Here is a 21,848-nt window from a genome sequence, read left to right on the forward strand (position 1 = left end):
TCGGGTCGCGTTTCTACGGCCGTGCGGCGTCCGGCGGCCAGGGGTCGCCCCAGTCGGCGTCCCGGGCCGCCTTGTAGAGGTCGCCGTGGCGTTTGGTGACGGTGGTGCGGCGCAGCTGTTCGTCGGGTTCGCACAGGTCGAGGAGGACCTGGCCCTTCCTGATCTGCGGGCGCCGGATCACCCGCGAGGGGGCGGGGGCGGCGGGCAGACGGGTGGCGGCGACGTAGCTGAACTTCTCGTCCTCGTACGCCAGGGAGCCGCCCTTGACCTGGCGGTGCAGGGAGGAGCGGCTGACCCGGGCGGAGAAGTGGCACCAGTCGGTGCCGGGGGCGATCGGGCAGGCGGCGCTGTGCGGGCAGGGCGCGGCGACCTGGAAGCCGGCGTCGGTCAGCCGCCGGCGGGCCTCGATGACGCGGGCGTATCCGGCGGGGGTGCCGGCCTCGACGATCACGACGGCCCGGGCGGCTGCCGCGGCGGCGTCGACGAGGGCGGCGCGGTCGGACTCGGTGAGTTCGTTGAGGACGTAGGAGACGGTGACGAGATCGGTGCTCTCGAGGGTGAGCGCCGCTCCGATCCGGGAGCGCTGCCAACGGGCGCCCCGCAGCGCCGGGTTGGCGGCGGCGAGTTCCTCGCCGAGGGCGAGGGCGGGTTCGGACCAGTCCAGCACGGCGATGTCGCGCTCGCCGGCCCAGGTGGCGCTGACGGCCCAGGTGGCGGCCCCGGTGCCCCCGCCGACGTCGGTGTGGGTGGCGGGCATGAACCCGGGCACGGCCGCCGCGAAGGCGTCCAGGGCCGCCCGTACCGCCTCGAAGGTCGCCGGCATCCGGTACGCGGCGTAGGCGGCCACGTCGGCACCCTCGCGCAGGATGGGCGCGTCGGTGGGGGTGGCGCCCCGGTAGTTCGCGATCAGCCGGTCGACGGCGTTCGCGGCCTGCCTGGGCGGCAGGCCGTCGAGGAGCGCGGCGAGGGTGGAGCGGAGGGTCTCGGCCGGGGATTCGGGGGCGTTCACCGGGGGATTCTCTCAGGTTCTGGCGACCGGTCCGATACCTCGTACGGCCCGTGCCAGCCGGGTGGCCGCGGCCGCCCGCGGTCTGCTGTCCGGCTGCCGTCTGCGGGGGTGGACGGTGTTCGCCAGCAGCACCAGGAAGGTGTCCGTCGCCGGGTCCAGGACCAGCGACGTGCCCGTGAAGCCGGTGTGGCCCGCCGCCCCGCGTCCCGCCAGTTCGCCCATGAACCAGGGCTGGTCCACCGCGAAGCCCAGGCCGGGGGGCGTCAGCAGCAGCTCCACGAAGTCCGGGCCGAGGATGCGGGCGGGGCCGTAGGAGCCGCCGGCCAGCAGGGTGCGGCAGAACACCGCGAGGTCGCGGGCGGTGGAGAAGAGCCCGGCGTGGCCGGCCACTCCCCCGAGCGCCCACGCGTTCTCGTCGTGGACGACGCCCCGCAGCATCCCCCGGTCCGCCTTGGCCCACGGCCGCCGCTGGTCCTCGGTCGCCGCCGCTCCGGGGCAGGGGCCGAAGTCGGTGGACGTCATGCCCAGCGGCCTGGTGATGCCCTCGTGGACCAGGACGTCCAGCGTGCGGCCGGTGACGCGTTCCAGGACGTACTGCAGGAGCAGCATGTTGAGGTCGGAGTAGGTGTAGGTGCCGGGCACGCCGATCGGCGCCTCGGCCTGCAGCATCGCCATGCGCTCGGTGTCGTCCGCGCAGTCGTGCAGCGGCAGTTCGGGCCGCAGCCCCGAGGTGTGGGTGAGCAGTTCCCGCACGGTGATCCCGTGCCGTGCCGCCGCCCGGAACTCCGGCAGGTAGGCGCCCACCCGGGCGTCGATGCCGAGGGTGCCCCGCTCGATCTGCTGGACCGCGGCGACGGAGGTGAACAGCTTGGTGAGGGAGGCCAGGTCGAAGGGCGTGCCGACGGTCATCGGGACGCGTTTCGCGGCCGCCAGTTCGATGCCCGCGTCGGTCTCCTCGTCGTAGCCGGAGTACCGGACGGCCCACCCCGCCGCCTCCTCGACGGCGATCACCGGCCCGCGTCCGGCGACCACGACGGTGCCCGCGGCCCAGGGGCGTGCCCCGGTGGTGAGGTCGCTGACCTCCTGGACGAGGTGACGCAGCTCCACGGGATCGAGTCCGGCCCGTTCCGCGGTGTCGCCGCGCAGTCTCGGCGCGCTCAGCTCCCTGCTCCCTCCGTATCCGCACGTGTGTTCCAGGGACGGCACATTCCCATGAAACAGGCCAGGGCCACCAGTGCGGCCGCCAGTTGGACGACGGCCATCGGTACGGCCGTGTGCTCGCCGGCGATCCCGACCAGCGGGGAGGCGACGGCGCCGATGAGGAAGGAGGAGGTGCCGAGCAGCGCGGAGGCGGAGCCGGCGGAGTGCCGGGTGCGCATCAGCGCGAGCGCCTGGGCGTTGGGCAGTGTCACGCCCATCGCCGACATCAGGACGAAGAGCGCGGCGGCGACGGGGGCGAGGCCCACCGCGCCCAGGGCGCCGGTCGACATCAGCAGCAGGGCGGTCGCGGCAGCGATCACCACCGCCAGGCCCACGCCCATGGCCTTCTCCAGGCTGACCCTCCCCACCAGCACCTTGCCGTTGATCTGCCCGACGATCACGAGCCCGACCGAGTTCAGACCGAACAGGAGGCTGAAGGTCTGCGGGGAGGCGCCGTAGATGTCCTGGATGACGAAGGGGGAGGCCGAGATGTACGCGAACAGCGCCGCGAACGCGAAGCCGCCCGCCAGCATGAAGCCGGTGAAGGGCAGGTCGGCCAGGAGCCGGCGCATCGAGTGCAGGGCCTCGCCGACACCGCCCGCGTGCTGCTCGGCGCGCGGCAGGGTCTCGGGCAGCCGTGTCCACACCAGCGCGCCGAGCAGCAGGCCCACGACGGTGAGGACCACGAACACCCCGCGCCAGTCCGTCACCCGCAGGATCTGTCCGCCGATCAGCGGCGCGACGATCGGGGCGACCCCGGAGATCAGCATCAGGGTGGAGAAGAAGCGGGCCATCGCCGTGCCGTCGTACAGGTCGCGCACGACCGCCCGGGCGATCACTATGCCCGCCGCGCCCGCGAGGCCCTGCACCAGCCGGAAGGCGACCAGGACCTCGACGTTCGGCGCGAACGCGCACAGGGCGGTGGCGAGGACGTACACCGCGAGGCCGGTGAGCAGCGGGCGGCGGCGGCCCCATTTGTCGCTCATCGGGCCGACCACCAGCTGTCCGAGCGCCATGCCGAGCAGACAGGCGGTCAGGGTGAGCTGGACGGTGGCGGCGGGGGCGTGCAGGGCGTGGGTGACCTCGGGCAGCGAGGGGAGGTACATGTCCATCGCCAGCGGGGGTGTGGCGGTGAGGCCGCCCAGGATGAAGGTGACGAGCAGACCGGTCCGGCGCACGGCGCGGACGGCGGCCGGTTCCGCTTCCGCTCCGGCCGCCTGTGTGATCTGTGGTGTCGAGGCCCCCTGCTCGGCCATATGCCCCTCCCTTTCCGATCGATACGCCACCTATGCTCTCAGCTCGTACACAGTGGCGAGGATCGCACGAGCGATGGTGGGGCGGGCATGACGGCGGAGAGTGTGCGGTGGGGCATCCTGGCGACCGGTGGGATCGCGGCCGCGTTCACGGCGGATCTGGTCGATCTGCCGGACGCCGAGGTGGTGGCGGTGGCCTCGCGGACCGAGGCGTCGGCGAAGGCGTTCGCGGAGCGTTTCGGCATCGAGCGGGCCTACGGCGACTGGGCCGCACTCGCCGCTGACGCGGACATCGATGTCGTGTACGTCGCCACCCCGCACTCGGCGCACCGGGCGGCCGCCGGTCTGTGCCTGGAGGCCGGGCGGAACGTGCTGTGCGAGAAGGCGTTCACGCTGAACGCGCGCGAGGCCGAGGAGCTGGTCGCGCTGGCGCGGGAGCGCGGGAGCTTCCTGATGGAAGCGATGTGGATGTACTGCAATCCGCTGGTGCGGCGGCTAAAGCGGATGGTCGACGACGGAGCGATCGGTGAAGTGCGCCATGTACAGGCCGACTTCGGGCTGGCAGGACCCTTCCCTCCCTCGCACCGGCTGCGCGACCCCCTGCAGGGCGGCGGCTCGCTGCTGGATCTCGGGGTCTATCCGGTGTCGTTCGCGCAGCTGCTGCTCGGCGAGCCGTCGGACGTGACGGCGAGAGCGGTGCTCTCCGACGAGGGCGTCGATCTCCAGACGGGTGCACTGCTCTCCTTCGAGAGCGGCGCTCTCGCTTCGGTGCACTGCTCCATCGTCGGCGGTACGGCGACCTCGGCCTCCGTCACCGGCTCGCAGAGTCGCATCGACATTCCGCACGGCTTCTTCTTCCCGGACCGGTTCGTGCTGCACCGCGACGGCCGCGACCCGGAGGAGTTCGCCGCCGACCCGGCGGACGGGCCGCGCAACAGTCTCAGGCACGAGGCCCGCGAGGTCATGCGCGCGCTGCGGGCCGGTGAGACCGAGTCGCCGCTCGTGCCGCTCGACGGCTCCCTCGCCGTGATGCGGACGCTCGACGCGATCCGTGAGCGCGTCGGCGTCCGCTACCCGGGGGAGGACGGCGCGCCGGACCCGGCCCTCACGCCGGCTTGAGCCCCTGCGCGCCCACCTCCGTCACGAAGGAGGCCGCGGTGGAGACGGGCGCGCCGGTCGTGGTCACGTACGGCACGGCCTTGAAGTCGGCCCGCGCCGCCGTCTCGTCCAGCGTGACCTTCACATAGCCGCGCCGGCCGTCGTAGAACTTCAAGTGCGGGTTGGCGGTCATGTACGTGTCCCAGTTCGCGGGTTTCTCCGTGCCGTCCTGGCCGCTGGCGATCGAGGTGGTCACGATCTCGGTGCCCAGGGTGTGCGACGACGGGTCGTCGAAGTCGTCCTTGATGTCGAAGGCGTACGCCACGTGCACATCGCCGCTGAGCACCATCAAGTTGGCGACTGCTGCGGTACGACGTTCCACAGCGCCCTGGAGGCCCTCCAGCCGTCGATCAGCCACCGTTCCTGGGCGGCGCCGGTCATGGTGCGGGCCGGGTCCTCGGACTCGGGCCCGGGGACGTGCTTGCCGTCGCCGTAGGCCTGGTCGGAGCGGTACTGGCGGGTGTCGAGGACGTCGAACTGGGCGAGCAGGCCCCACCGCAGCCGCCGGTAGAGCCGGGCGTCGGGGCCGACGGGCAGCTGCGGGGCGCGCAGGGGCTGGTTCTCCCAGTAGGCGCGGTAGGCGGTGGCCCGGCGCAGCAGGAAGTCGGCCGGCGGGGTGCCGTCCTCGGGGATCGAACCGGCGTAGTTGTTGTCGGTCTCGTGGTCGTCCCAGGTGACGACGAAGGGGTGCGCGGCGTGCGCGGCGCGCAGGTCGGGGTCGGAGCGGTAGAGGGCGTAGCGCAGCCGGTAGTCGTCGAGGGTCTCGGTCCCGTGGTCGTAGAGGTCGGGGAGCACGCGTGTGGCGGCCGCCGCGGTGCCGGTCGCGGGCAGGTCGACGGTGAAGGCGAGGGCCGCGGCGGCCGCGGTCAGGGTCAGGAAGCGGCGCCGGCCGAGCTGCCGGGGGCGGCGCGGTACTCGGGGGCGTGCCAGCGCGAGCGGCGTGTGGTGATGGTCATTCAGTCCTCCCGCCACAGTTGAGGGAGCGGACGGGCGGCGGGACCGGGGCGACACGCTTTGTCGGGTCCACGACACCCGGATGCGGATGGACCGGTTCCACGCGCCGGACGCTCGCCTACGCTGCCGGACATGACGCAGAGGGAATCGAAGACCGCTGTGGTGACCGGTGCGGGGTCCGGGATCGGACGGGCGGTCGCCGTGGAGCTGTCGCGGGCGGGCTGGTCGGTGGTGCTGGCGGGGCGGCGGCCCGGGACGCTGGCGGAGACGGCGGCGCTGGTGGCCGAGGGGGCCTCGCTGGCCGTACGCACCGACGTGTCGCAACCGGAGGACGTGGCCGCGCTGTTCGCTGCCGCCGTGGAGCGGTTCGGGCGGGTGGACCTGCTGTTCAACAACGCGGGGACGTTCGGGCCGGGCGGGGTGCCGGTGGAGGAGTTGCCGTACGAGGCGTGGCGGCATGTGGTGGAGACCAACCTCAATGGGGCGTTCCTGTGCGCGCAGGCAGCCTTCCGGCAGATGAAGCAGCAGGACCCGCAGGGCGGACGGATCATCAACAACGGCTCGATCTCGGCGCATACGCCCCGGCCGCTGTCCGTCGCCTACACGGCGACCAAGCACGCGCTGACCGGCCTGACCAAGTCGCTGTCCCTGGACGGGCGGCCGTACCGGATCGCCGTGGGGCAGATCGACATCGGCAACGCGGCGACCGACATGACGCGGCGGATGGAGACGGGGGCGTTGCAGGCGGACGGTTCGGTGGTGCCGGAGCCGGTGATGGACGTCGCCGATGTGGCGCGCACCGTGCGGCACATGGCGGAGCTGCCGCTGGAGGCGAACGTGCAGTTCGCGACGGTGCTGGCCACGGCGATGCCGTACGTGGGGCGGGGCTGACGGCGCCGACCGACCGTCAACTCGTCAACTCTTACAAGCGGAATTTCTGCATCCGGACCATTGCGGCCGGTCGCAGGCCTATGCTCAAATCGCCTACACAGGAGCTTCACACTTGGGGGATGGAGTTCCGCAGGCCACACCGAGGGGGGAGGCGGCAGCCGTTCCACCGCACCGGGTGGGGGTGGATCCCGCGTGGGACCGCGGGGTGCGCACCGGTGCGTCGGAACGGCTGCCGCGAACGTCAACCGGCCTGCCCCGCCTCGCCCTTGCGCCGTCGGCGCAGCGCCCACGCCCCGCCCGCCAGCAGCGCCACCGTGCCGCCCGCCCCCTCCAGCAGCTTCCAGGACGAGGTCGCCCCCGCCGCCGCGCCCGGCGCCCCGGCCGACCCGTGAGCGGTCTTCCCGTCCCGCGCCGCCTTCGCCCCGCCCTCGCTGAGCGGTTCGACCAGCGTGCCGACCGCCGGCGCCGAACCGCCCTTCGAAAAGCCCCAGTCGAGCAGCGCGGCCGTCTCCTCGTAGACGGCGTTGTAGCCGCTCCTCGGATGCATCACGGTCACCAGCAGGGTCCGGCCGCCGCGGGTGGCCGCGCCGGTGAACGTGTTGCCGGCGTTGCTGGTGTAACCGTTCTTGACGCCGATCAGCCCGTCGTACGTCTTCACGCCCCACGCGCCCGTGAGCAGGCGGTCGGTGTTCTGGATCTGGAAGGTCTTCCTGCCGCCGGCCGGGAAGTCCGCGGTCCTGGTGTGGCAGTAGGCGCGGAAGTCGGGGTCCTTCAGGCCGTGCCGGGCGAAGAGGGTGAGGTCGTAGGCGGAGGAGAGCTGCCCCTTGTGGTCGAATCCGTCGGGGCTGACCACATGGGTGTCCAGGGCCTGCAGGTCCTCCGCCTTGGCCTGCATCTGAGCGACCGTCCTCGCGATACCGCCGTTCATGTGGGCCAGGACGTGCACGGCGTCGTTGCCGGAGCGGAGGAAGACGCCCTGCCACAACTGCTCCACGGTGTAGGTGATCCCGGCTTTGACGCCGACCAGGCTGGAGCCGGAGGGAACGTCGGCGATCTCGGCGTCGGTGACCGTGTGCCGCTCGGTGGGGGCGAACTTCTTCACCACGGTGTCGGCGAAGAGCATCTTCAGCGTGGACGCGGGCGCGAGACGCCGGTGCGCGTTGAAGGAGGCGAGCACCTCTCCGCTGTCGCAGTCGGCGACCAGCCACGCGGCGGCGGTGAGTTTTCGGGGCAGTGCGGTGCCCTGAATTCCGGCGCGGGCGAGACGGGCACCGCCGACGACGGTCGTGGCGTGTGCGGGGGTCGCCGGGGCGAGTGGAATCGCGGCGGCGGCAAGGCCCAGCGCGGCACGCCGGGAGAGCGGGGAGGAACCATGCATCCGGGGACGCTAACACCCACCCAACAGGGGTTTCCTGGCAGTAGCCCCTCTCCTGCTCAGGAATTACCTGTCTTACGAAAATTTGAAGTCATCCCCCGCTTTCTCAGCTCGGACACATCCTTTACTCAGTGCGACGCAAAGGTTCCTCCATAACTTGTGGCAGCGCCCACAGCGGGCGCCAAGAACCTGCGAGGAACGGGATGTTTGGCATCTATCTCAAGCGCGAACTGAGCCGCAGAAAGAAAGCGGCTCTGGTCATCGCCATGGGTCTGGCGCTCGGTATCGCGCTGGTGATCACCGTCAACTCGGTGTCGGCCGGCATGACTCAGGCCCAGGGCAAGGTCCTCAAGTCGCTGTACGGTCTCGGGACGGACATGACCGTCGCGAAGGCGCAGTCGGCGCCCAAGGCGGGCAGCTCCCAGGGCCCGAACTTCCAGTTCGACGCCAAGTCGAGCAGCAGCACCAAGCAGAGCTCGGACCGGGTGATGACCCAGGGTGGTCAGGCTCTGGCGTCCTCCCTGGTCGCCAAGGTCGCCGCGCAGAAGGGCGTGTCCGCCGCGGTCGGCGCGCTCACCCTGAACGTGACCAAGGTCGACGGCTCCTTCACCCAGGGCAAGGCGAAGAGCTCCACGAGCGGCAGCGGCAGCCAGCAGCAGGGCGGGCCCGGCGGCAGCAGCAACGGCGGCAGCCAGCCGCAGGTCCAGGGAGGCGGCGCCTCGTTCGACGTCAACTCCTACTCGGTGGCCGGCGTCGACGTCACCGACCAGGAGCTCGGCCCGCTGGCCACCTCGAAGATCACCTCGGGGAAGACGTTCACGTCGTCGCAGACCACCGCCAAGGTCGCCGTGGTCAGCGCCTCGTACGCCAAGTCCAAGAAGTACAAGGTCGGCTCGACCTTCAAGATCTCCGGCACGACGTACACGGTCATCGGCGTCGCGACACCCGACAGCGGCGATTCCACCGTCGACGTCTTCCTGCCGCTGAAGCAGGCGCAGACGCTGGGCGACGCGAAGAACAAGGTCACCACGATCTACGTCAAGGCCACCGACTCCCAGCAGATCTCCACCGTGAAGAAGGAGATCCAGTCCAACATCTCCGGCACGACGGTCACCACGTCCGCCGACCTCGCGTCCACCGTCTCCGGTTCGCTGTCCACCGCGTCCGACCTGGCCACCAGCGTCGGCAAGTGGCTGTCGATCGCGGTGCTGGCGGCGGCGTTCCTGGTGGCGGCGCTGCTGACCTCCTCGGCCGTCTCCCGCCGGGTGCGTGAGTTCGGCACGCTGAAGGCGCTGGGCTGGCCGAGCCGCAAGGTGACCCGGCAGGTCGTCGGCGAGTCCATGGTCAACGGCCTGATCGGCGGGGCCCTCGGTATCGCGCTCGGTCTCGCGGCCGCCTACGCGGTCACCGCGATCAGCCCGAAGCTGACCGCGCAGCTCGGCGGCACGGGCGGCGGCACGGGTGGACCCGGCGGCGGTCCGGGCGGGGGCGGACCCGGCCGGCAGTCGGCCTCCACCACCATGGAGATCGCCCTGTCCGCCCCGGTCTCCCTGACCACGATCGCCCTCGCGGTGGCCCTGGCGGTCACCGGCGGGCTGATCGCCGGCGCGATGGGCGGCTGGCGCGCCTCCCGTATGCGCCCGGCGGACGCCCTGCGCAGCGTCTCGTAACGCACCCCAAGCCGGGGCGCCGCCTCTCCCTCCCCCCGGGCGCGGCGCCCCACCCCTACGTTCCTGTGGAGAACCCCATGTACAGACTCACCGGCGTCACCAAGCGTTACACGCGGGGCAAGGAGACGGTGGAGGCGCTGCGCGGCATCGACCTCACCATCGAGGACGGCGACCAGCTCGTCATCCAGGGCCCGACGGGCGGCGGCAAGTCGACGCTGCTGCAGATGATCGGCGGGCTGGACCGTCCGACCGAGGGCAGCGTCGAGTTCGACGGAGTCGACCTGGCCCGCATCGGCGAGACCAAGCTGACCCGGGTGCGGGCCGAGAACATCGGCATCATCTTCCAGTCGTTCAACCTCATCCCGACGCTCACCGCCCAGGAGAACGTCGAGACGGCCCTCGTACCCCTCGGGGTGAAGCCCGCCGAGCGGCGGGATCGGGCGGCGGAGGCCCTGCGCTCGGTGGGCCTCGGCGAACGCCTCAGTCACGCGCCCGCCGAGCTCTCCGGCGGCCAGCAGCAGCGCGTCGCGATCGCCCGCGCGCTGGTCAAGCGGCCCAAGGTGCTCCTGGCCGACGAGCCCACCGGCAACCTCGACGAGGGCACCCGCGACGACATCATGGCCCTGCTGGAGGGGCTGTGGCGCGAGCACGGGCTGACCTTCGTCATGGTCACCCACGACTCCTCCATAGCCCGCCGAGCCCCTCGCCTGGCCACCATCAAGGCGGGCCACCTGACCCTGACGGAGCAGGGCGACGGACGCTACGCACAGCAGTCGTACGTGTCCTGACGGGCTGCCTGTGTTCGAAGGGCGCGTTGGAAGCCGGCCGTCCGGTGCGGCCAGACCGCGCTGCGATCCCGGCACGGCCCGCGGGGCACAGGGTGTCCGGAGGCTGACGGCCGTCCGGTGCGGCCAGACCGCGATGCCGTCCCGGCACGACCCGCCGGGCACCCGGCGTCCGGGGCTGACGGCCGGCCGCCGGACGCGTGAAGACCGGACGGCCGCCGGGCGCGGGAAGGCCGCGGCCGGTTCGGCAGCCGCACGGTCCGGAGCGCTCACGCGGCGAACCCGCAACACGAGCGGCCGCAGCCCGACGGCACCCGGCCGCGTCCGGCCACCGGTCGCAGCAAGGCTTCCGCGACCGGCTCGGCGCCTCGCGGTCGGCGCTCACCAAGCAGGTCAGGCACGCGGGCTGCCGGGGCCGGCGGCATCCTGCTGCCGCCGGTGCCGGTCGGCCGGAAGATGGCAGTCGGCTCGGCGTCCGCGCGGCCAAGGCCGCTCACCAAGCAGGACCAAGAACGCGGGCTGCTGCGGCCCGCCGCACCCGGCGGCTGAGGTGAGCCGCCGGCGCCCGTCGCCGCAAGGTCCGCGACCGGCTTGCCATCCTGCGGTCGGCGCTCACCAAGCAGGTCAGGAACGCGGGCTGCCGGGGCCGGCGCTGTCGGCCACGCCGGGTGTGGCGAGGAGGCGACGGCCGGCTCGGGGTCCGCGCGGCCGGGACTGCTCACCTCCCGAGGATCGTGTCGACCTCTGCCAGTTGGGTGGGGGTGAGGGGGCCCTTTTCGAGGGCGGTCGCGTTCTGTTCGGCCTGGGGGACCGAGCGGAAGCCCGGGATGGGGACCGTGCGGGGGCTGCTGGCCCAGATCCAGGCGAGGGCGCCCTGCGCGGGCGTACGGCCGTCGCTGGTCAGTACGTCCCGCAGCGCGTCCACGCGGGCGACCCAGTCCTCGTCGGCGCCGCCGTTCTCCGTGAAGCCGGGGAGCCAGGCGGGCGGCCGGCTGCGGATGTCCCCCGCCTCCAGCGCCTGCCCGCTGCGGTGCTTGCCGGACAGCAGCCCCATGGCGAGCGGGCTGCGGTTGACGCTGGCGAGGTCCAGCTCGTCGCACAGGGCGAGCATGTCGGGTGCCGGCTGGAAGACGTTGAGCGCGTGCTGCACGGCCGTGCAGTGCTCCCCCTCGGCGAACACGGCGGCCCGGGCGGGGTCGTCGGTGCTCCAGGCATAGGCGCGGATCAGCCCCTCACCCACCAACTCCTCACAGGACTCGCGGAGTTCGGCGGCCCGCTCGGGATCGGCGTCGGAGATGTGCAGCTGGTAGAGGTCGACGTGGTCGGTGTCCAGGCGCCGGAGCGAGGCGGTCAGGGCGCGACGGACGTACTGCGGGGAGTCGTCGCTGCCGGTACGGGTGCGGGTGTCCTCGTCGAAGAGGTTGCCCCACTTGGTGGCGATCACCACGTCGTCCCGGCGCTTGCCGAGGGCGCGCCCGAGGACCCGTTCGCTGTGCCCGGCGCCGTAGGTGTCGGCGGTGTCGAAGAAGGTCACACCGAGGTCGAGGGCGCGCCGGATCGCCCGTACGGACTCCTCGTCGTCGACCTTGCCCCAGCCGAGCGGCTGCCCGTCGGTGTCCTGCCACTCCCCGCCGATGGCCCAGCAGCCGAAGCCGAGAGCGCTTACTCGGATACCGCTGCGGCCCAGTGTCCTGTTCGTCTCCATGCCCACGGACCCTAGGAGTTGGAGCGCACTTCAGCACAAGGGGTCGAACAAGGGTCGGCACAAGCGGTGCGCTACGCCTGCCCGGTCTCGAAGCGGGAGATCCGGCCGTCCTCGGTGACCTCGAAGCTCCACCGGGTGCGCATCTCGCCCCAGGTGTCGTTGCGGTAGTTCGCGATCAGCGCGCGGCCGCCCTGGGACTCGTTGTCGACGTCCAGATGGCCGTTGGAGGAGAAGATCTCGCGGTCGATCCACTCGCCGAGGTCGCGGTCGGAGCCGTCGTCGGACATCGTCGCGTCGTCGGTGAGCAGTGACAGGAACGCCTCGCGGTCATGGGCGTTGACGGCGGCGACGAACGCGCGGACCGCCGGGTCGCTGAGTTTGGCGGGCTGAATCGTCATGGCAGTCAGACTCACACCGTCCCCCCGGGGCCGCCACCCGAACGGCCGCGCGAACAGGCTGAGCGGGTGTCGGCGATGCGACGGTGGATACGCGGAGGGGACCGACCTGTTGCCTGCCCCGGGAGTCATCGTGAGTGCATTCGACCGTCGTGATCTGGGCCTGCTGCTGCTCCGGCTGGGCACCGGTGGCGTGCTGGCGGCCCACGGCGCGCAGAAGCTGCTGGGCTGGTTCGGCGGCCACGGCATCGAGGGCACCGGGCAGTTCATGGAGTCCGTCGGGTATGCGCCGGGCAAGGCGAGCGCCACGGCGGCGGGGCTCGCCGAGGCCGGTGGCGGCACCCTGCTGGCGCTGGGCCTCGCGACACCGGCGGCGGGCGCGGCGGCGGCCGGCGCGATGGCGGGGGCGTCCGCGGTGCACGCGCCGAACGGCTTCTTCAACCAGGAGGGCGGCTTCGAGTACGCGGCCACGCTGGGCCTCGCCGCGGCCGGACTGGCGGTCACCGGACCGGGCCGACTCTCCCTCGACCACGCGCTGGGCCATGTGGTGGACCGCGGCTGGATGGTCCCGGCGGCACTCGGCGCGACGGCGGCGGCGACGGCTCTGGTCGTGGGGGCGCGGAACAAGCGGCTGCGCAAGCCGGAGCAGGACGAGGCGTCGGAGGACCGGTTCGAGTCGCAGGAGCCGCTGTCCGGGGAGTGACCCGCTGGGGCAGGGTTGCGCCCATGACTGATCACAGCCCCTCCACCGGCGGCCTGCCCTCGCCCGACGGCGTCCCCTCCACGGACGGCCTCCCCTCCCCCGACGACCTCTGGTCCTGCGTCGACGCCCTGTGGGCCTGGCTGGAAGAGGGTCGTCGGCACGGCGGCCGCGAGAGCCTGCTGCTGCGCGTGTTGAAGATGTCCGAGGAGGTCGGCGAGGTCGCCGAGGCGGTGATCGGCGCGACCGGCCAGAACCCGCGCAAGGGCGCCAGCCACACCTGGGAAGACGTCCAGGCCGAACTGTGCGATGTCGTGATCACCGCTCTGATCGCCCTGCGCACCCTCACCCCGGACACCCGCGAGACCTTCACCCGGCATCTGGCCCGGGTGACGGAACGCTCCCTCAGCATCCGCCGACCAGGCAGCGCGACCTGACCGGACTCCCCAATGTTGGGCATGCTATTGACCGCCGTTGAAAAAACGCCCTACATTCGCAGCGTTTCACGGCGCCGTCGTCCCCCGTACACCCGCTCAAAGGGGAGCCCCTCGTGTCCACCGAAACGCACACCCAACCCGGGTCCACCGCCGCCGAGCCGGCGTCCGGCGGCCTGCCCGTCGGCGCCCTGGTCGCCGGCTGCTTCGCGGTCTGCCTGGCCCAGATCGCCCTCGCCATGCCGGCCACGCTCAACGGCCTGTTCCAGGAGGACCTGCATCCGGTCGGCTCCCAGCTGACCTGGATCTCGGACGCCTTCCTGCTGCCCGTGTCCGTCCTGGAGCTGACCTTCGGCGTCCTCGGCGACCTCTTCGGCCGCAAGCGGCTGCTGGTCGGCGGCGGCGGTCTGCTGGTGGCCGGCGAGGCGCTGGCCGCCGCCAGCACCGGCATCCACATGCTCTGGGTGGGCCAGGCCATCGCCGGCCTGGGCGCGGCGGCGCTCTTCCCGACCTCGCTCGCGATGATCGCCGCGGGCACCCACTCCGCCCGCGACCGCGCCCGTACGATCACGATCTGGGCGGCCGCCCTGTCCAGCGGCGGTTTCGTCGCCCCGGTCCTCGGCGGCATCACCGGCAACTACGGCTCCTGGCGCTGGGCGTTCATCGTGGTGACCGGCCTCGCCCTGGTCAGCACCCTTCTCAGCCAGTTCTTCGCACAGAACTCCAGCGCCCCGGAAGGCCGTTCACTCGACCTCGCCGGCCAGATCACCATCGGCATCGGCATGTTCGCCCTGCTGTACGCGGTGATCCAGGGCCCGGCGGACGGCTGGACGGCCACACCCGTGGTGATCGCGTACGTGGTCGCGGCCCTGTTCATCGGGCTGTTCCTGCTGGCCGAACACCGGGCCGCCGCCCCGCTGCTCCGGCTCGACCTGTTCAGGAACCGGGCGTTCGCGGTGGCGTCGTTCGTCGCCGTGGTCGGCATGTTCAGCTACCTCGGCACCGCCTACGCCACCAGCATCCGGCTCGGCCCGATCCAGCACCAGAGCCCCCTGCGCGGCTCGTTCGCCTTCATCATCCTCAACGCCTGGACGCTGCTGCTGATGCCGCTGATCTCCCGGCTGCTGGAGCGGGTGAGCCCCCGCTGGGTGCTCGGCGCGGGACTCGCGCTGATGGCGGCCGGTGACTTCGTCGCCGCGACGCTCTCGGTCCACGACCGCGCGCTGACCTCGCTCATCCTCCCCATCGGCCTGGTCGGCATCGGCTTCGCGCTCACCGTCTCCTCCATCACCGCGACCGCCGTCAACACCGTGGAGGTCCACTACGCGGGCATGGCCAGCGCCTCGACGAGCCTGCTGCGCGACTTCGGCTTCACGCTCGGCCCGGCGGTCATCGGCGCGATCGCGCTGAGCCGCGCGGCCGACGAGTTCACCCGGAACCTCGCCTCCTCGGACCTCTCCGCCCAGATCAAGGCGGCGGCCGGACAGGTCGCGGCCGAGGGCGGCCCGCTCGCCTCCAACTCGGTCCCGCCGACCTCCCCGCCGGGTGGCGCGGTCCCCATCGCCCTGGAGGCCCTCGGCAACGGCTACGCCATCGGCTACGTCGTCTGCGGCATCGCCGCCCTGGCGTGCTGCCTGCTCAGCGTGGTCGCCCTGCGCGGCAAGGGCGACCAGGACGCGACGGTGGGCATCGAGAAGGAGGAGGAAGCGGCGGCGGCCACGGCGATCCGATGACCAAGGTCTTGGAGCGACGATGATCTCGTCACCGCCGCGTCACAGCTGACGCACAGGGGAACCCCACGTGAGGCCGTCCGGTCTCCATCGGCGAGCGCCGGCGGAGACCGGCGCCGCGTATCAGACCTCGGGGGACCTCATGCCGTACGTCAGCATCCGCAAGACCGCACTGGCCGTCGCCGCGCTCTCGGCCGCCCTGTCGCTCTCGGCCTGCCAGAGCAGCGACACCGCCTCCGGCACCACATCCTCCTCGACGGCCCCGACCAGCAAGGCACCGTCGTCGGCCTCCTCACCGTCCACGCCGTCCACGCCGTCCTCCGCTTCATCGCCGTCCACGGCCCCGTCCTCCACGGCCCCCAAGCCCACCGCGTCCGCCTCTCCCATCTCCGGCACCACCGGCACGAAGGCCAAGACCTGCACGGCCTCCGCGCTGGAGGCCACCGCGCACCAGGCCGCCGACCGCCCGGCCGGCACCGGGACGGGCGCGGCGATCGTCGAGTTCACCAACACCTCCACCCACCCCTGCCTCCTCCAGGGCCACCCCACGGTGGCCGGAGCGGCCAACGGCTCCCCCGAGCACAACGCCCCGCTGAAGGTGACCCCCGTCGGCCCCGCCCCCGTGATCCGCCTCGCCCCGGGCGGTACGGCACGGGTGAAGCTGACGTTCGTCCAGGTGCAGGGCGAGGCCGACGGCTACTGCAAGTCGGGCGCGCAGCCGGTGACGTACCCGACGCTCGTGGTGGGGCTGCCGGGCGCCGGTGCGCACCAAGTCGCCCTGGACGACGGGGTGTTCGCCGAGTGCGACAACACGGTGACGGCCACGGCGGTGACGGCGGCGGCACTGTCGTAGGAATCGCAGGACTCGTAGAAGTCGCAGGACTCGCAGGAGCCGCAGGACGACCACTCCCCTGTTTGAACGATCAAACGCCCATCCATGCCATGGATGGGCCCCTATACGGGATTCGGATCGCCCGGAGGATGGCGGGCGGGCATCGGACGACCCATAGTCGTCCGTACTTCCAGCATGCCGCGCGCCGTCGGCGCCCGTGACAGGCATGCCCGCTCCCCGTCCGTCCCCTGGAGTCGCCATGCCCGGTTCCGTCCCGCCGCCGTCCGTCACCGTGCCCGACGACGACACGGCCTCCCCCGTGGCCGTCTCGGGCCCGGCCCACCGTCTGCGGGTGACCCTGCTGATGGCGGGCAGCTGCCTGCCGATCCTGGGCGCGGTCCTGATCGCACCGGTCCTGCCGAAGATGCAGGACCACTTCGACTCCGTCCCCGGCGCCAAGGCCCTCGTCCCACTCGCCCTGACCGTCCCGGCGCTGTCCCTCGCCCTGCTCGCCCCCTTCGCCGGGGTGATCGTGGACCGCCTGGGCCGCAAGCGGCTGCTGGTCGTGGCGACGCTGCTGTACGCCGTCTTCGGTACGGCCCCGCTCTGGCTGAGCTCCCTGGGCGCGATCATCGCCAGCCGCGCCCTGGTCGGCGTCGCCGAGGCCGCGATCATGACGTGCTGCACCACCCTGATCGGCGACTACTACTCCGGTCGGCGGCGCGTGAAGTACCTGGCCCTGCAGACCATGTGCGCCTCCGCCTCGGCCACGGTCTTCTTCGTGCTCGGCGGCGCGGCCGGCTCGGCGGGCTGGCGCATCCCGTTCTGGGTGTACGCCGTCAGCCTGGTGCTGGCCCCGCTGATGGCCACGGCACTGCCCACCCCGGCGACCACGCACACGCCTGCCCCGACGGAGGTCCGACGCCCCTTCCCCTTGCGGCAGTTGGGCGGCATCTGCGCCCTGACCTTCTTCGGGGCGATGGTCTTCTACACCGTCCCGGTCGAGATGTCGTACCTGCTCGACGACCTCGGCGTGAAGAACTCCGGCGTCATCGGTCTGGCGACGGCGATCGCCAGCGCGGCGACGGTGGGCGGCGCGATCACCTTCGCCCGCCTGAAGCGCGCGCCGGATCCCTTGCTGCCGACGGTCCTGGCGGTGTGCGCCGTGGGGTTCGGCGTGATGTTCCTGGCCGGGAACGCGCCCGTGCTGGTGGTCGGAGCGGTGATCAACTGCGTCGGCACGGGCATGCTGCTCCCGGCCCTGCTGACCAGCGCCATGTCCCGCCTGGCCTTCGAGGACCGGGGCCGTGGAACGGGCCTGTTCATGGCGGCCTTCTTCGGCGGAGAGTTCGTCTGCCCGCTGGTGCTGCTGGCGGCGGAGTCGGCGGTGGGGAGTTTGGCGGGGGCAATCGGGATTCTGGGCGCGGCAGCAGCCCTGGTGGCGGGGGGTCTATGGGCTTCACGACGGCGGGCGGCCTCGGTGGACGCGCACCCGCTGCCGGAGCAACTGGCCTAGCCGCAACCCCGTAGGGGCGCGGGGCTGTATCGATGTGCGGCTCCGCCGCGCGGGCGCGACCAGCCACAGCGCGCCCGCACCCGCCCACAACCCTTCTCGGCACTCGCATCTCCGCGGCACTCACATCGTCGCGGCACTCACGTCAACCCGGCCCCCACCTCCGCCGCCTTCTCCCGAAGCCAGATATGCGCCGCGTCCTGCGCGTGAACGGGATGCCACCACATGGCCTCCTGCACCGGCACCGCCTCGAACGGACACGGCAGCACCCGTACCGCCGCCGCCCGCACCGCCCGCCGAGCCAGCCGCTCCTGGATCATCGCGACCCGCCGCGTCCCCTCCACCATGTGCGGCAGCAGCTGGAACGTCTGCACGGACACCTCCACCCGGGGGCTGATCCCGAGCATGCTGAGCTGCCGTGCGACCGGCGCGTCGTAGGGCCGCTGGTACACCGCCCACGGCAGCTCCGCCAGCTGGTCGAGGCTGATCTCCGCACCGACGTCCGGATGGTCGTCGGCGACGATGCACAGCCACCGGTCCTGGAAGAGGTCGACCGCGGGAAAACCGTCGATGATCCCGTGCGGCAGCAGCAGCCCGTCGATCGTGCTCAGCACCGTCGCCGGGTTCTCCTCGACGGACGGCTGCATGTGCCGGAACGTGAGCCGGATGCCCGGCGCCTCGTGATGGAGCGCGCGGGCGAGCGGCGCGCCGAACACCGCCGCCCCGTAGTCCGAGGCGAGCAACGTGAACTCGCGGGTCTCGGAGGCCGGATCGAAGTCGGCCTGGCTGGAGAACACCCGCTCCAGCAGGTCGCAGGCCGTCACGCTCCGGTCCCGCAGGGCGACCCCGAGCGGCGTCAGCTCGTAGGCGTTGCCGGTCCGCGAGAGCAGTTCGTCGTCGAAGTGGCGCCGCAGCCGGGAAAGCGCCGCGCTCATCGCCGGCTGGCTCAGCCCGACGCGTTCACCGGCCCGCGTCACATTGCGTTCCTCCAGCAGCGCGCGCAGGGCGACCACCAGGTTCAGGTCGAGTCGGGACAGGTTCACCGGGCACCACCAGGCAGCTCATGGCCATCCACGCCGTGGATTTCCCGCATCCACAGGATCTTTTTCCGTGATCGGCCGAACAGGGTCACAGTAGACCGCAACTCAGCGGGAGGAAATCTGATGGCAACGCTCGCGCAACCTGCCGGCCCGTTCGCGCTCGGCACGTTCTCCGCGGGGGAGGACGGGAAACCGTTCCCCGGCCTGCTGGCACGGGAACGGGTGCTCGACCTGAGCGCCGCCCTGGAGTGGACGCCGGCGGACGTGCGGGCCGTGCTGGAGCGCTGGGAGCAGGCACTCCCCCTGCTGCACACCCTCGCCGAGGACCCGTCCGGCGACTGGCGGCCGCTCGACGGTCTGCGGGTGTACGCCCCGGTCGAGCCCCGCCAGATCTTCCAGTCCGGCGCCAACTACCGCCAGCACGTGATCGACCTGGAGCTCGCCCACCGCTCCCCCGACGATCCGCGCACGGTCGAGGAGGCGCGGGCGGAGATCGCCGCCGTCATGGACCGCCGGGCGGCGGAGGACCTGCCGTACGTCTTCATCGGTCTGCCGAGCGCGATCACCGGTCCGTACGACGACGTCGTCCTCCCCGCCTGGGCCGAACAGGGCCCGTACCTGGTCACCGCCGACGAGCTGGAGAAGCACCGGGACGAGGACGGCTTCCTGCGGCTCGGGCTCACCGCCTCCGTCAACGGCGAGACCGTCGGCACGGATCTCCTGTCCAACATGAGCTGGACCTTCGAGGAGATGGTCGCCTACGCCTCCCGGGGCACCTGGGTCCGCCCCGGCGACGTCCTGGGCTCCGGCACCTGCGGCAACGGCGGCTGTCTCGCCGAGCTGTGGGGCGTACGCGGCAGCCAGGACCCGCCCCCGCTGCGCCCCGGCGACACGGTCACCCTCACGGTCGAGGGCATCGGCAGCGTCTCCAACACCGTGGTCGCCGGCCCCGATCCGGTACCGGTTCCGGCGGGCCGACGCCGGTCACGGGAACGGCCGTAACCCCACCGGCGAGGGCCGCCCCCGTCCGGCGGCCCCGAAATCTCACGGCGACAAGGTATTGACATGACATTTGAACAGGGGTCATCGTACGGGAACTAGAGCGCGCTAGTAGAGCGCGCCAGAGCTACCCGTGAAGGGGACCCGCGATGCCGTTCGACGTGCTGACCATGGGCCGGGTGGGAGTGGACGTGTATCCGCTCCAGACCGGTCTCGGGCTGGCCGAGGTCACCTCGTTCGGCAAGTACCTGGGCGGCAGCCCGACGAACGTGGCGGTGGCGGCGGCCCGGTACGGCCGGTCGGCCGCGGTGATCACCAAGACCGGCCGGGACCCGTTCGGGGACTTCGTGCGCACCGCGCTGGACGGCTACGGCGTCGACGGCCGCTTCGTCGGTACGTCGGACATCGCGCCGACCCCGGTGACGTTCTGCGAGATCTTCCCGCCGGACGACTTCCCGCTGTACTTCTACCGGCTGCCCAAGGCCCCCGACCTGGACATCGCCGCCGATGAGCTGGACCTGGACGCGGTGCGGGAGGCCTCGGTCTTCTGGGTCACCGGGACCGGACTGAGCGAGGAGCCGAGCCGGTCGGCGACGCTGGCCGCGCTGGAGCACCGGGCGAAGGCCGGCACGACCGTGTTCGATCTGGACTGGCGGCCGATGTTCTGGACCGACCCGGACCAGGCACGGTCGTCCTACACGGAAGCACTGCGGCACACGACGGTCGCCGTCGGCAATCTCGACGAGTGCGAGGTCGCCACCGGGGAGCGCGAACCGTACGCCGCGGCGAAGGCGCTGCTTGCGGCCGGTGTGGAGCTGGCCGTGGTGAAGCAGGGTCCCCGGGGCGTGCTGGCCGTGGACCGCGACGGTACGGCCGCCGAGATCGCGCCCGTGCCGGTCGACGTCGTCAACGGCCTCGGCGCGGGCGACGCCTTCGGCGGGGCGCTCTGCCACGGCCTGCTCTCCGGCTGGGACACCCGCCGCACGGTGTCCTTCGCCAACGCCGCCGGCGCCCTCGTCGCCGGCCGGCTCTCCTGTTCCGACGCCATGCCGACCCAGGACGAGGTCGAGGCCCGGCTGCGTGAGGTGACCCGTGCCGTCTGAGAAGCTGAGCCGCATCGTGCAGGCCCGGGTGAACGACCCCGGTGCCATCGCGGCCGCCGCCGCCCGGCGGGTCCCGGCGACCTCCCCGCGGGGCGAGCACGGCAAGGCGATGATCATCGCCGCCGACCATCCGGCGCGCGGCGCGAACGGCGTGGGCGGCGACCCGACCGCCATGGCCGACCGCGGCGAACTCCTCGACCGTCTGTGCGTCGCGCTGGAACGGCCGGGCGTGACCGGGGTGTTGGGCACCGCCGACATCCTGGAGGACCTGCTGCTGCTCGGCGTGCTGGACGGCAAGTCCGTCTTCGGCTCCATGAACCGGGCCGGGCTCGCGGGTTCGGTGTTCGAGATCGACGACCGGTTCACCGGCTACGACGCCGAGACCATCGCGGCGATGGGCTTCGACGGCGGCAAGATGCTCACCCGGATCGCGCTGTCCGACCCGGCGACGCCGTCGGTGCTGGAGGAGTCCGCTCGTGCCGTGGACGAGCTCAACGACCGCCGGCTCATCGCGATGGTCGAGCCGTTCATGTCCGAGTGGCGGGACGGGAGGATCCGTAACGACCTCTCCCCCGAGGCCGTCATCAAGTCGGTCACGATCGCCTCGGGTCTGGGCCGCCGTACCGCCTACACCTGGCTGAAGCTCCCGGTGGTCGAGGACATGGAGCGCGTGCTCGCCTCGTCGACGCTGCCCGCTCTGCTGCTGGGCGGCGAAGTCACCGACGCCGAGGCCGCGTTCGCGTCCTGGGGCAGGGCGCTGCGCCTGCCCACCGCGCAGGGACTCGTGGTCGGCCGCTCGCTGCTCTACCCCGCGGGCGGCGATGTGGCCGGTGCGGTGGACAAGGCGGTGAGCCTGCTGTGAGCGGCTTCGCCCATCTCCCCCGCGCGTCGGGGGCCCTGATCAGCAGCGCGCGCGGCGGGACGTGCGTGCTGCCCGACGCCCGTACCGGGCGGAGCTCACTCTCCGCCCGGTACGGGTCCGAGGATGTCCCCGTCGAGCCGCGACCGCCCTTCGGAGAGAACTGATGAACACCGTACGGCTGACGACCGCGCAGGCGCTGGTGCGCTTCCTCGCCAATCAGTACAGCGAGCGCGACGGGCA

19 protein-coding genes and 1 pseudogene are annotated in these 21,848 nt (G+C 72.2%); 12 read left to right on the plus strand and 8 right to left on the minus strand.

All coding sequences use genetic code 11. The features are described from left to right. Positions 1 to 13: 13 nt before the first annotated feature. Genes ACWCQ1_RS34625 through ACWCQ1_RS34635 form a run of 3 tightly spaced genes read right to left on the minus strand, consistent with a single transcriptional unit; the run spans position 14 to position 3,465 of the window. A complete protein-coding gene (locus tag ACWCQ1_RS34625) occupies positions 14 to 1,009 on the minus strand; it encodes a small ribosomal subunit Rsm22 family protein (protein ID WP_451028162.1) in 996 nt (331 codons plus the stop codon). Positions 1,010 to 1,021: 12 nt separating this feature from the next. Then, a complete protein-coding gene (locus ACWCQ1_RS34630; RefSeq protein WP_358606909.1) occupies positions 1,022 to 2,215 on the minus strand; it encodes a serine hydrolase domain-containing protein in 1,194 nt (397 codons plus the stop codon). Then, positions 2,167 to 3,465 carry a multidrug effflux MFS transporter gene (locus tag ACWCQ1_RS34635; RefSeq protein WP_358606912.1) on the minus strand — a complete coding sequence of 433 codons (1,299 nt, stop codon included), beginning with the start codon at positions 3,463 to 3,465 and terminating at the stop codon, positions 2,167 to 2,169. Before ACWCQ1_RS34635 ends, ACWCQ1_RS34630 begins: the two co-directional genes overlap by 49 nt. Before the next feature lie 87 nt (positions 3,466 to 3,552). On the opposite strand from ACWCQ1_RS34635, the gene ACWCQ1_RS34640 reads away from it, so the two are divergent. After that, the gene (locus ACWCQ1_RS34640; RefSeq protein WP_451028163.1) at positions 3,553 to 4,581 is read left to right on the plus strand and encodes a Gfo/Idh/MocA family protein; all 1,029 of its coding nucleotides are present in this window, start codon (positions 3,553 to 3,555) and stop codon (positions 4,579 to 4,581) included. Here ACWCQ1_RS34640 and ACWCQ1_RS34645 read toward each other — a convergent pair. After that, positions 4,568 to 5,439: pseudogene (locus ACWCQ1_RS34645) on the minus strand (alkaline phosphatase D family protein); the annotation flags it as partial. The gene ACWCQ1_RS34640 and the pseudogene ACWCQ1_RS34645 overlap by 14 nt on opposite strands. A 267-nt stretch (positions 5,440 to 5,706) precedes the next feature. Between ACWCQ1_RS34645 and ACWCQ1_RS34650 the strand changes: the two are divergent. Continuing rightward, complete coding sequence (locus ACWCQ1_RS34650; RefSeq protein ID WP_451028164.1) at positions 5,707 to 6,465, plus strand: SDR family oxidoreductase; 759 nt, start codon at positions 5,707 to 5,709, stop codon at positions 6,463 to 6,465. 241 nt (positions 6,466 to 6,706) lie between these two features. On the opposite strand, the gene ACWCQ1_RS34655 is transcribed toward ACWCQ1_RS34650, so the two are convergent. Next, positions 6,707 to 7,843: a D-alanyl-D-alanine carboxypeptidase family protein gene (locus tag ACWCQ1_RS34655; RefSeq protein ID WP_451028165.1), complete on the minus strand. Its 1,137-nt coding sequence runs from the start codon at positions 7,841 to 7,843 to the stop codon at positions 6,707 to 6,709. Between the two features lie 200 nt (positions 7,844 to 8,043). On the opposite strand from ACWCQ1_RS34655, the gene ACWCQ1_RS34660 reads away from it, so the two are divergent. Both ACWCQ1_RS34660 and ACWCQ1_RS34665 read left to right on the plus strand, forming a co-directional pair. Next, positions 8,044 to 9,510 carry an ABC transporter permease gene (locus ACWCQ1_RS34660; protein WP_451028166.1) on the plus strand — a complete coding sequence of 489 codons (1,467 nt, stop codon included), beginning with the start codon at positions 8,044 to 8,046 and terminating at the stop codon, positions 9,508 to 9,510. 77 nt (positions 9,511 to 9,587) lie between these two features. Continuing rightward, the gene (locus tag ACWCQ1_RS34665; RefSeq protein ID WP_451028167.1) at positions 9,588 to 10,298 is read left to right on the plus strand and encodes an ABC transporter ATP-binding protein; all 711 of its coding nucleotides are present in this window, start codon (positions 9,588 to 9,590) and stop codon (positions 10,296 to 10,298) included. Positions 10,299 to 11,013: 715 nt separating this feature from the next. Here the strand turns inward: ACWCQ1_RS34665 and ACWCQ1_RS34670 are convergent. After that, the gene (locus ACWCQ1_RS34670) at positions 11,014 to 12,000 is read right to left on the minus strand and encodes an aldo/keto reductase (protein WP_451028168.1); all 987 of its coding nucleotides are present in this window, start codon (positions 11,998 to 12,000) and stop codon (positions 11,014 to 11,016) included. Between the two features lie 71 nt (positions 12,001 to 12,071). Next, positions 12,072 to 12,398 (minus strand): nuclear transport factor 2 family protein, encoded by a 327-nt coding sequence (locus tag ACWCQ1_RS34675; RefSeq protein WP_451028169.1) that lies wholly within the window; start codon positions 12,396 to 12,398, stop codon positions 12,072 to 12,074. Positions 12,399 to 12,528: 130 nt separating this feature from the next. Here ACWCQ1_RS34675 and ACWCQ1_RS34680 point away from each other — a divergent pair, with 130 nt between their 5' ends. The 5 genes from ACWCQ1_RS34680 to ACWCQ1_RS34700 all read left to right on the plus strand — a co-directional run bounded on the left by ACWCQ1_RS34680 (position 12,529) and on the right by ACWCQ1_RS34700 (position 17,607). Further along, on the plus strand, positions 12,529 to 13,098 hold the full coding sequence (locus tag ACWCQ1_RS34680) for a DoxX family membrane protein (RefSeq protein ID WP_451028170.1): 570 nt from the start codon (positions 12,529 to 12,531) through the stop codon (positions 13,096 to 13,098). Between the two features lie 23 nt (positions 13,099 to 13,121). Beyond that, positions 13,122 to 13,532, plus strand: coding sequence for a MazG-like family protein (locus ACWCQ1_RS34685; RefSeq protein WP_451028171.1), 411 nt, complete (start codon positions 13,122 to 13,124; stop codon positions 13,530 to 13,532). A 113-nt stretch (positions 13,533 to 13,645) separates the two neighbouring features. Next, positions 13,646 to 15,262, plus strand: a complete 1,617-nt coding sequence (locus ACWCQ1_RS34690; protein WP_451028172.1) for an MFS transporter — start codon at positions 13,646 to 13,648, stop codon at positions 15,260 to 15,262. A gap of 139 nt (positions 15,263 to 15,401) precedes the next feature. Next, positions 15,402 to 16,112 carry a DUF4232 domain-containing protein gene (locus ACWCQ1_RS34695; RefSeq protein ID WP_358606940.1) on the plus strand — a complete coding sequence of 237 codons (711 nt, stop codon included), beginning with the start codon at positions 15,402 to 15,404 and terminating at the stop codon, positions 16,110 to 16,112. 238 nt (positions 16,113 to 16,350) lie between these two features. Further along, a complete protein-coding gene (locus tag ACWCQ1_RS34700) occupies positions 16,351 to 17,607 on the plus strand; it encodes an MFS transporter (RefSeq protein WP_451028173.1) in 1,257 nt (418 codons plus the stop codon). A gap of 137 nt (positions 17,608 to 17,744) precedes the next feature. Here the strand turns inward: ACWCQ1_RS34700 and ACWCQ1_RS34705 are convergent, their stop codons facing one another. Next, positions 17,745 to 18,647 (minus strand): LysR family transcriptional regulator, encoded by a 903-nt coding sequence (locus ACWCQ1_RS34705; protein WP_358606946.1) that lies wholly within the window; start codon positions 18,645 to 18,647, stop codon positions 17,745 to 17,747. A 120-nt stretch (positions 18,648 to 18,767) separates the two neighbouring features. Between ACWCQ1_RS34705 and ACWCQ1_RS34710 the strand changes: the two genes are divergently transcribed. From ACWCQ1_RS34710 to ACWCQ1_RS34720, 3 genes are all read left to right on the plus strand, one after another. Then, positions 18,768 to 19,646 carry a fumarylacetoacetate hydrolase family protein gene (locus ACWCQ1_RS34710; protein ID WP_451028174.1) on the plus strand — a complete coding sequence of 293 codons (879 nt, stop codon included), beginning with the start codon at positions 18,768 to 18,770 and terminating at the stop codon, positions 19,644 to 19,646. Between the two features lie 146 nt (positions 19,647 to 19,792). Then, positions 19,793 to 20,746, plus strand: a complete 954-nt coding sequence (gene iolC, locus ACWCQ1_RS34715; RefSeq protein WP_451028175.1) for a 5-dehydro-2-deoxygluconokinase — start codon at positions 19,793 to 19,795, stop codon at positions 20,744 to 20,746. After that, the gene (locus tag ACWCQ1_RS34720; RefSeq protein WP_358611891.1) at positions 20,736 to 21,608 is read left to right on the plus strand and encodes a Cgl0159 family (beta/alpha)8-fold protein; all 873 of its coding nucleotides are present in this window, start codon (positions 20,736 to 20,738) and stop codon (positions 21,606 to 21,608) included. The genes iolC and ACWCQ1_RS34720 overlap by 11 nt, the downstream gene beginning before the upstream one ends. Positions 21,609 to 21,848: the final 240 nt, after the last annotated feature.

It is taken from the genome of Streptomyces sp. NPDC002144 (assembly GCF_053593695.1).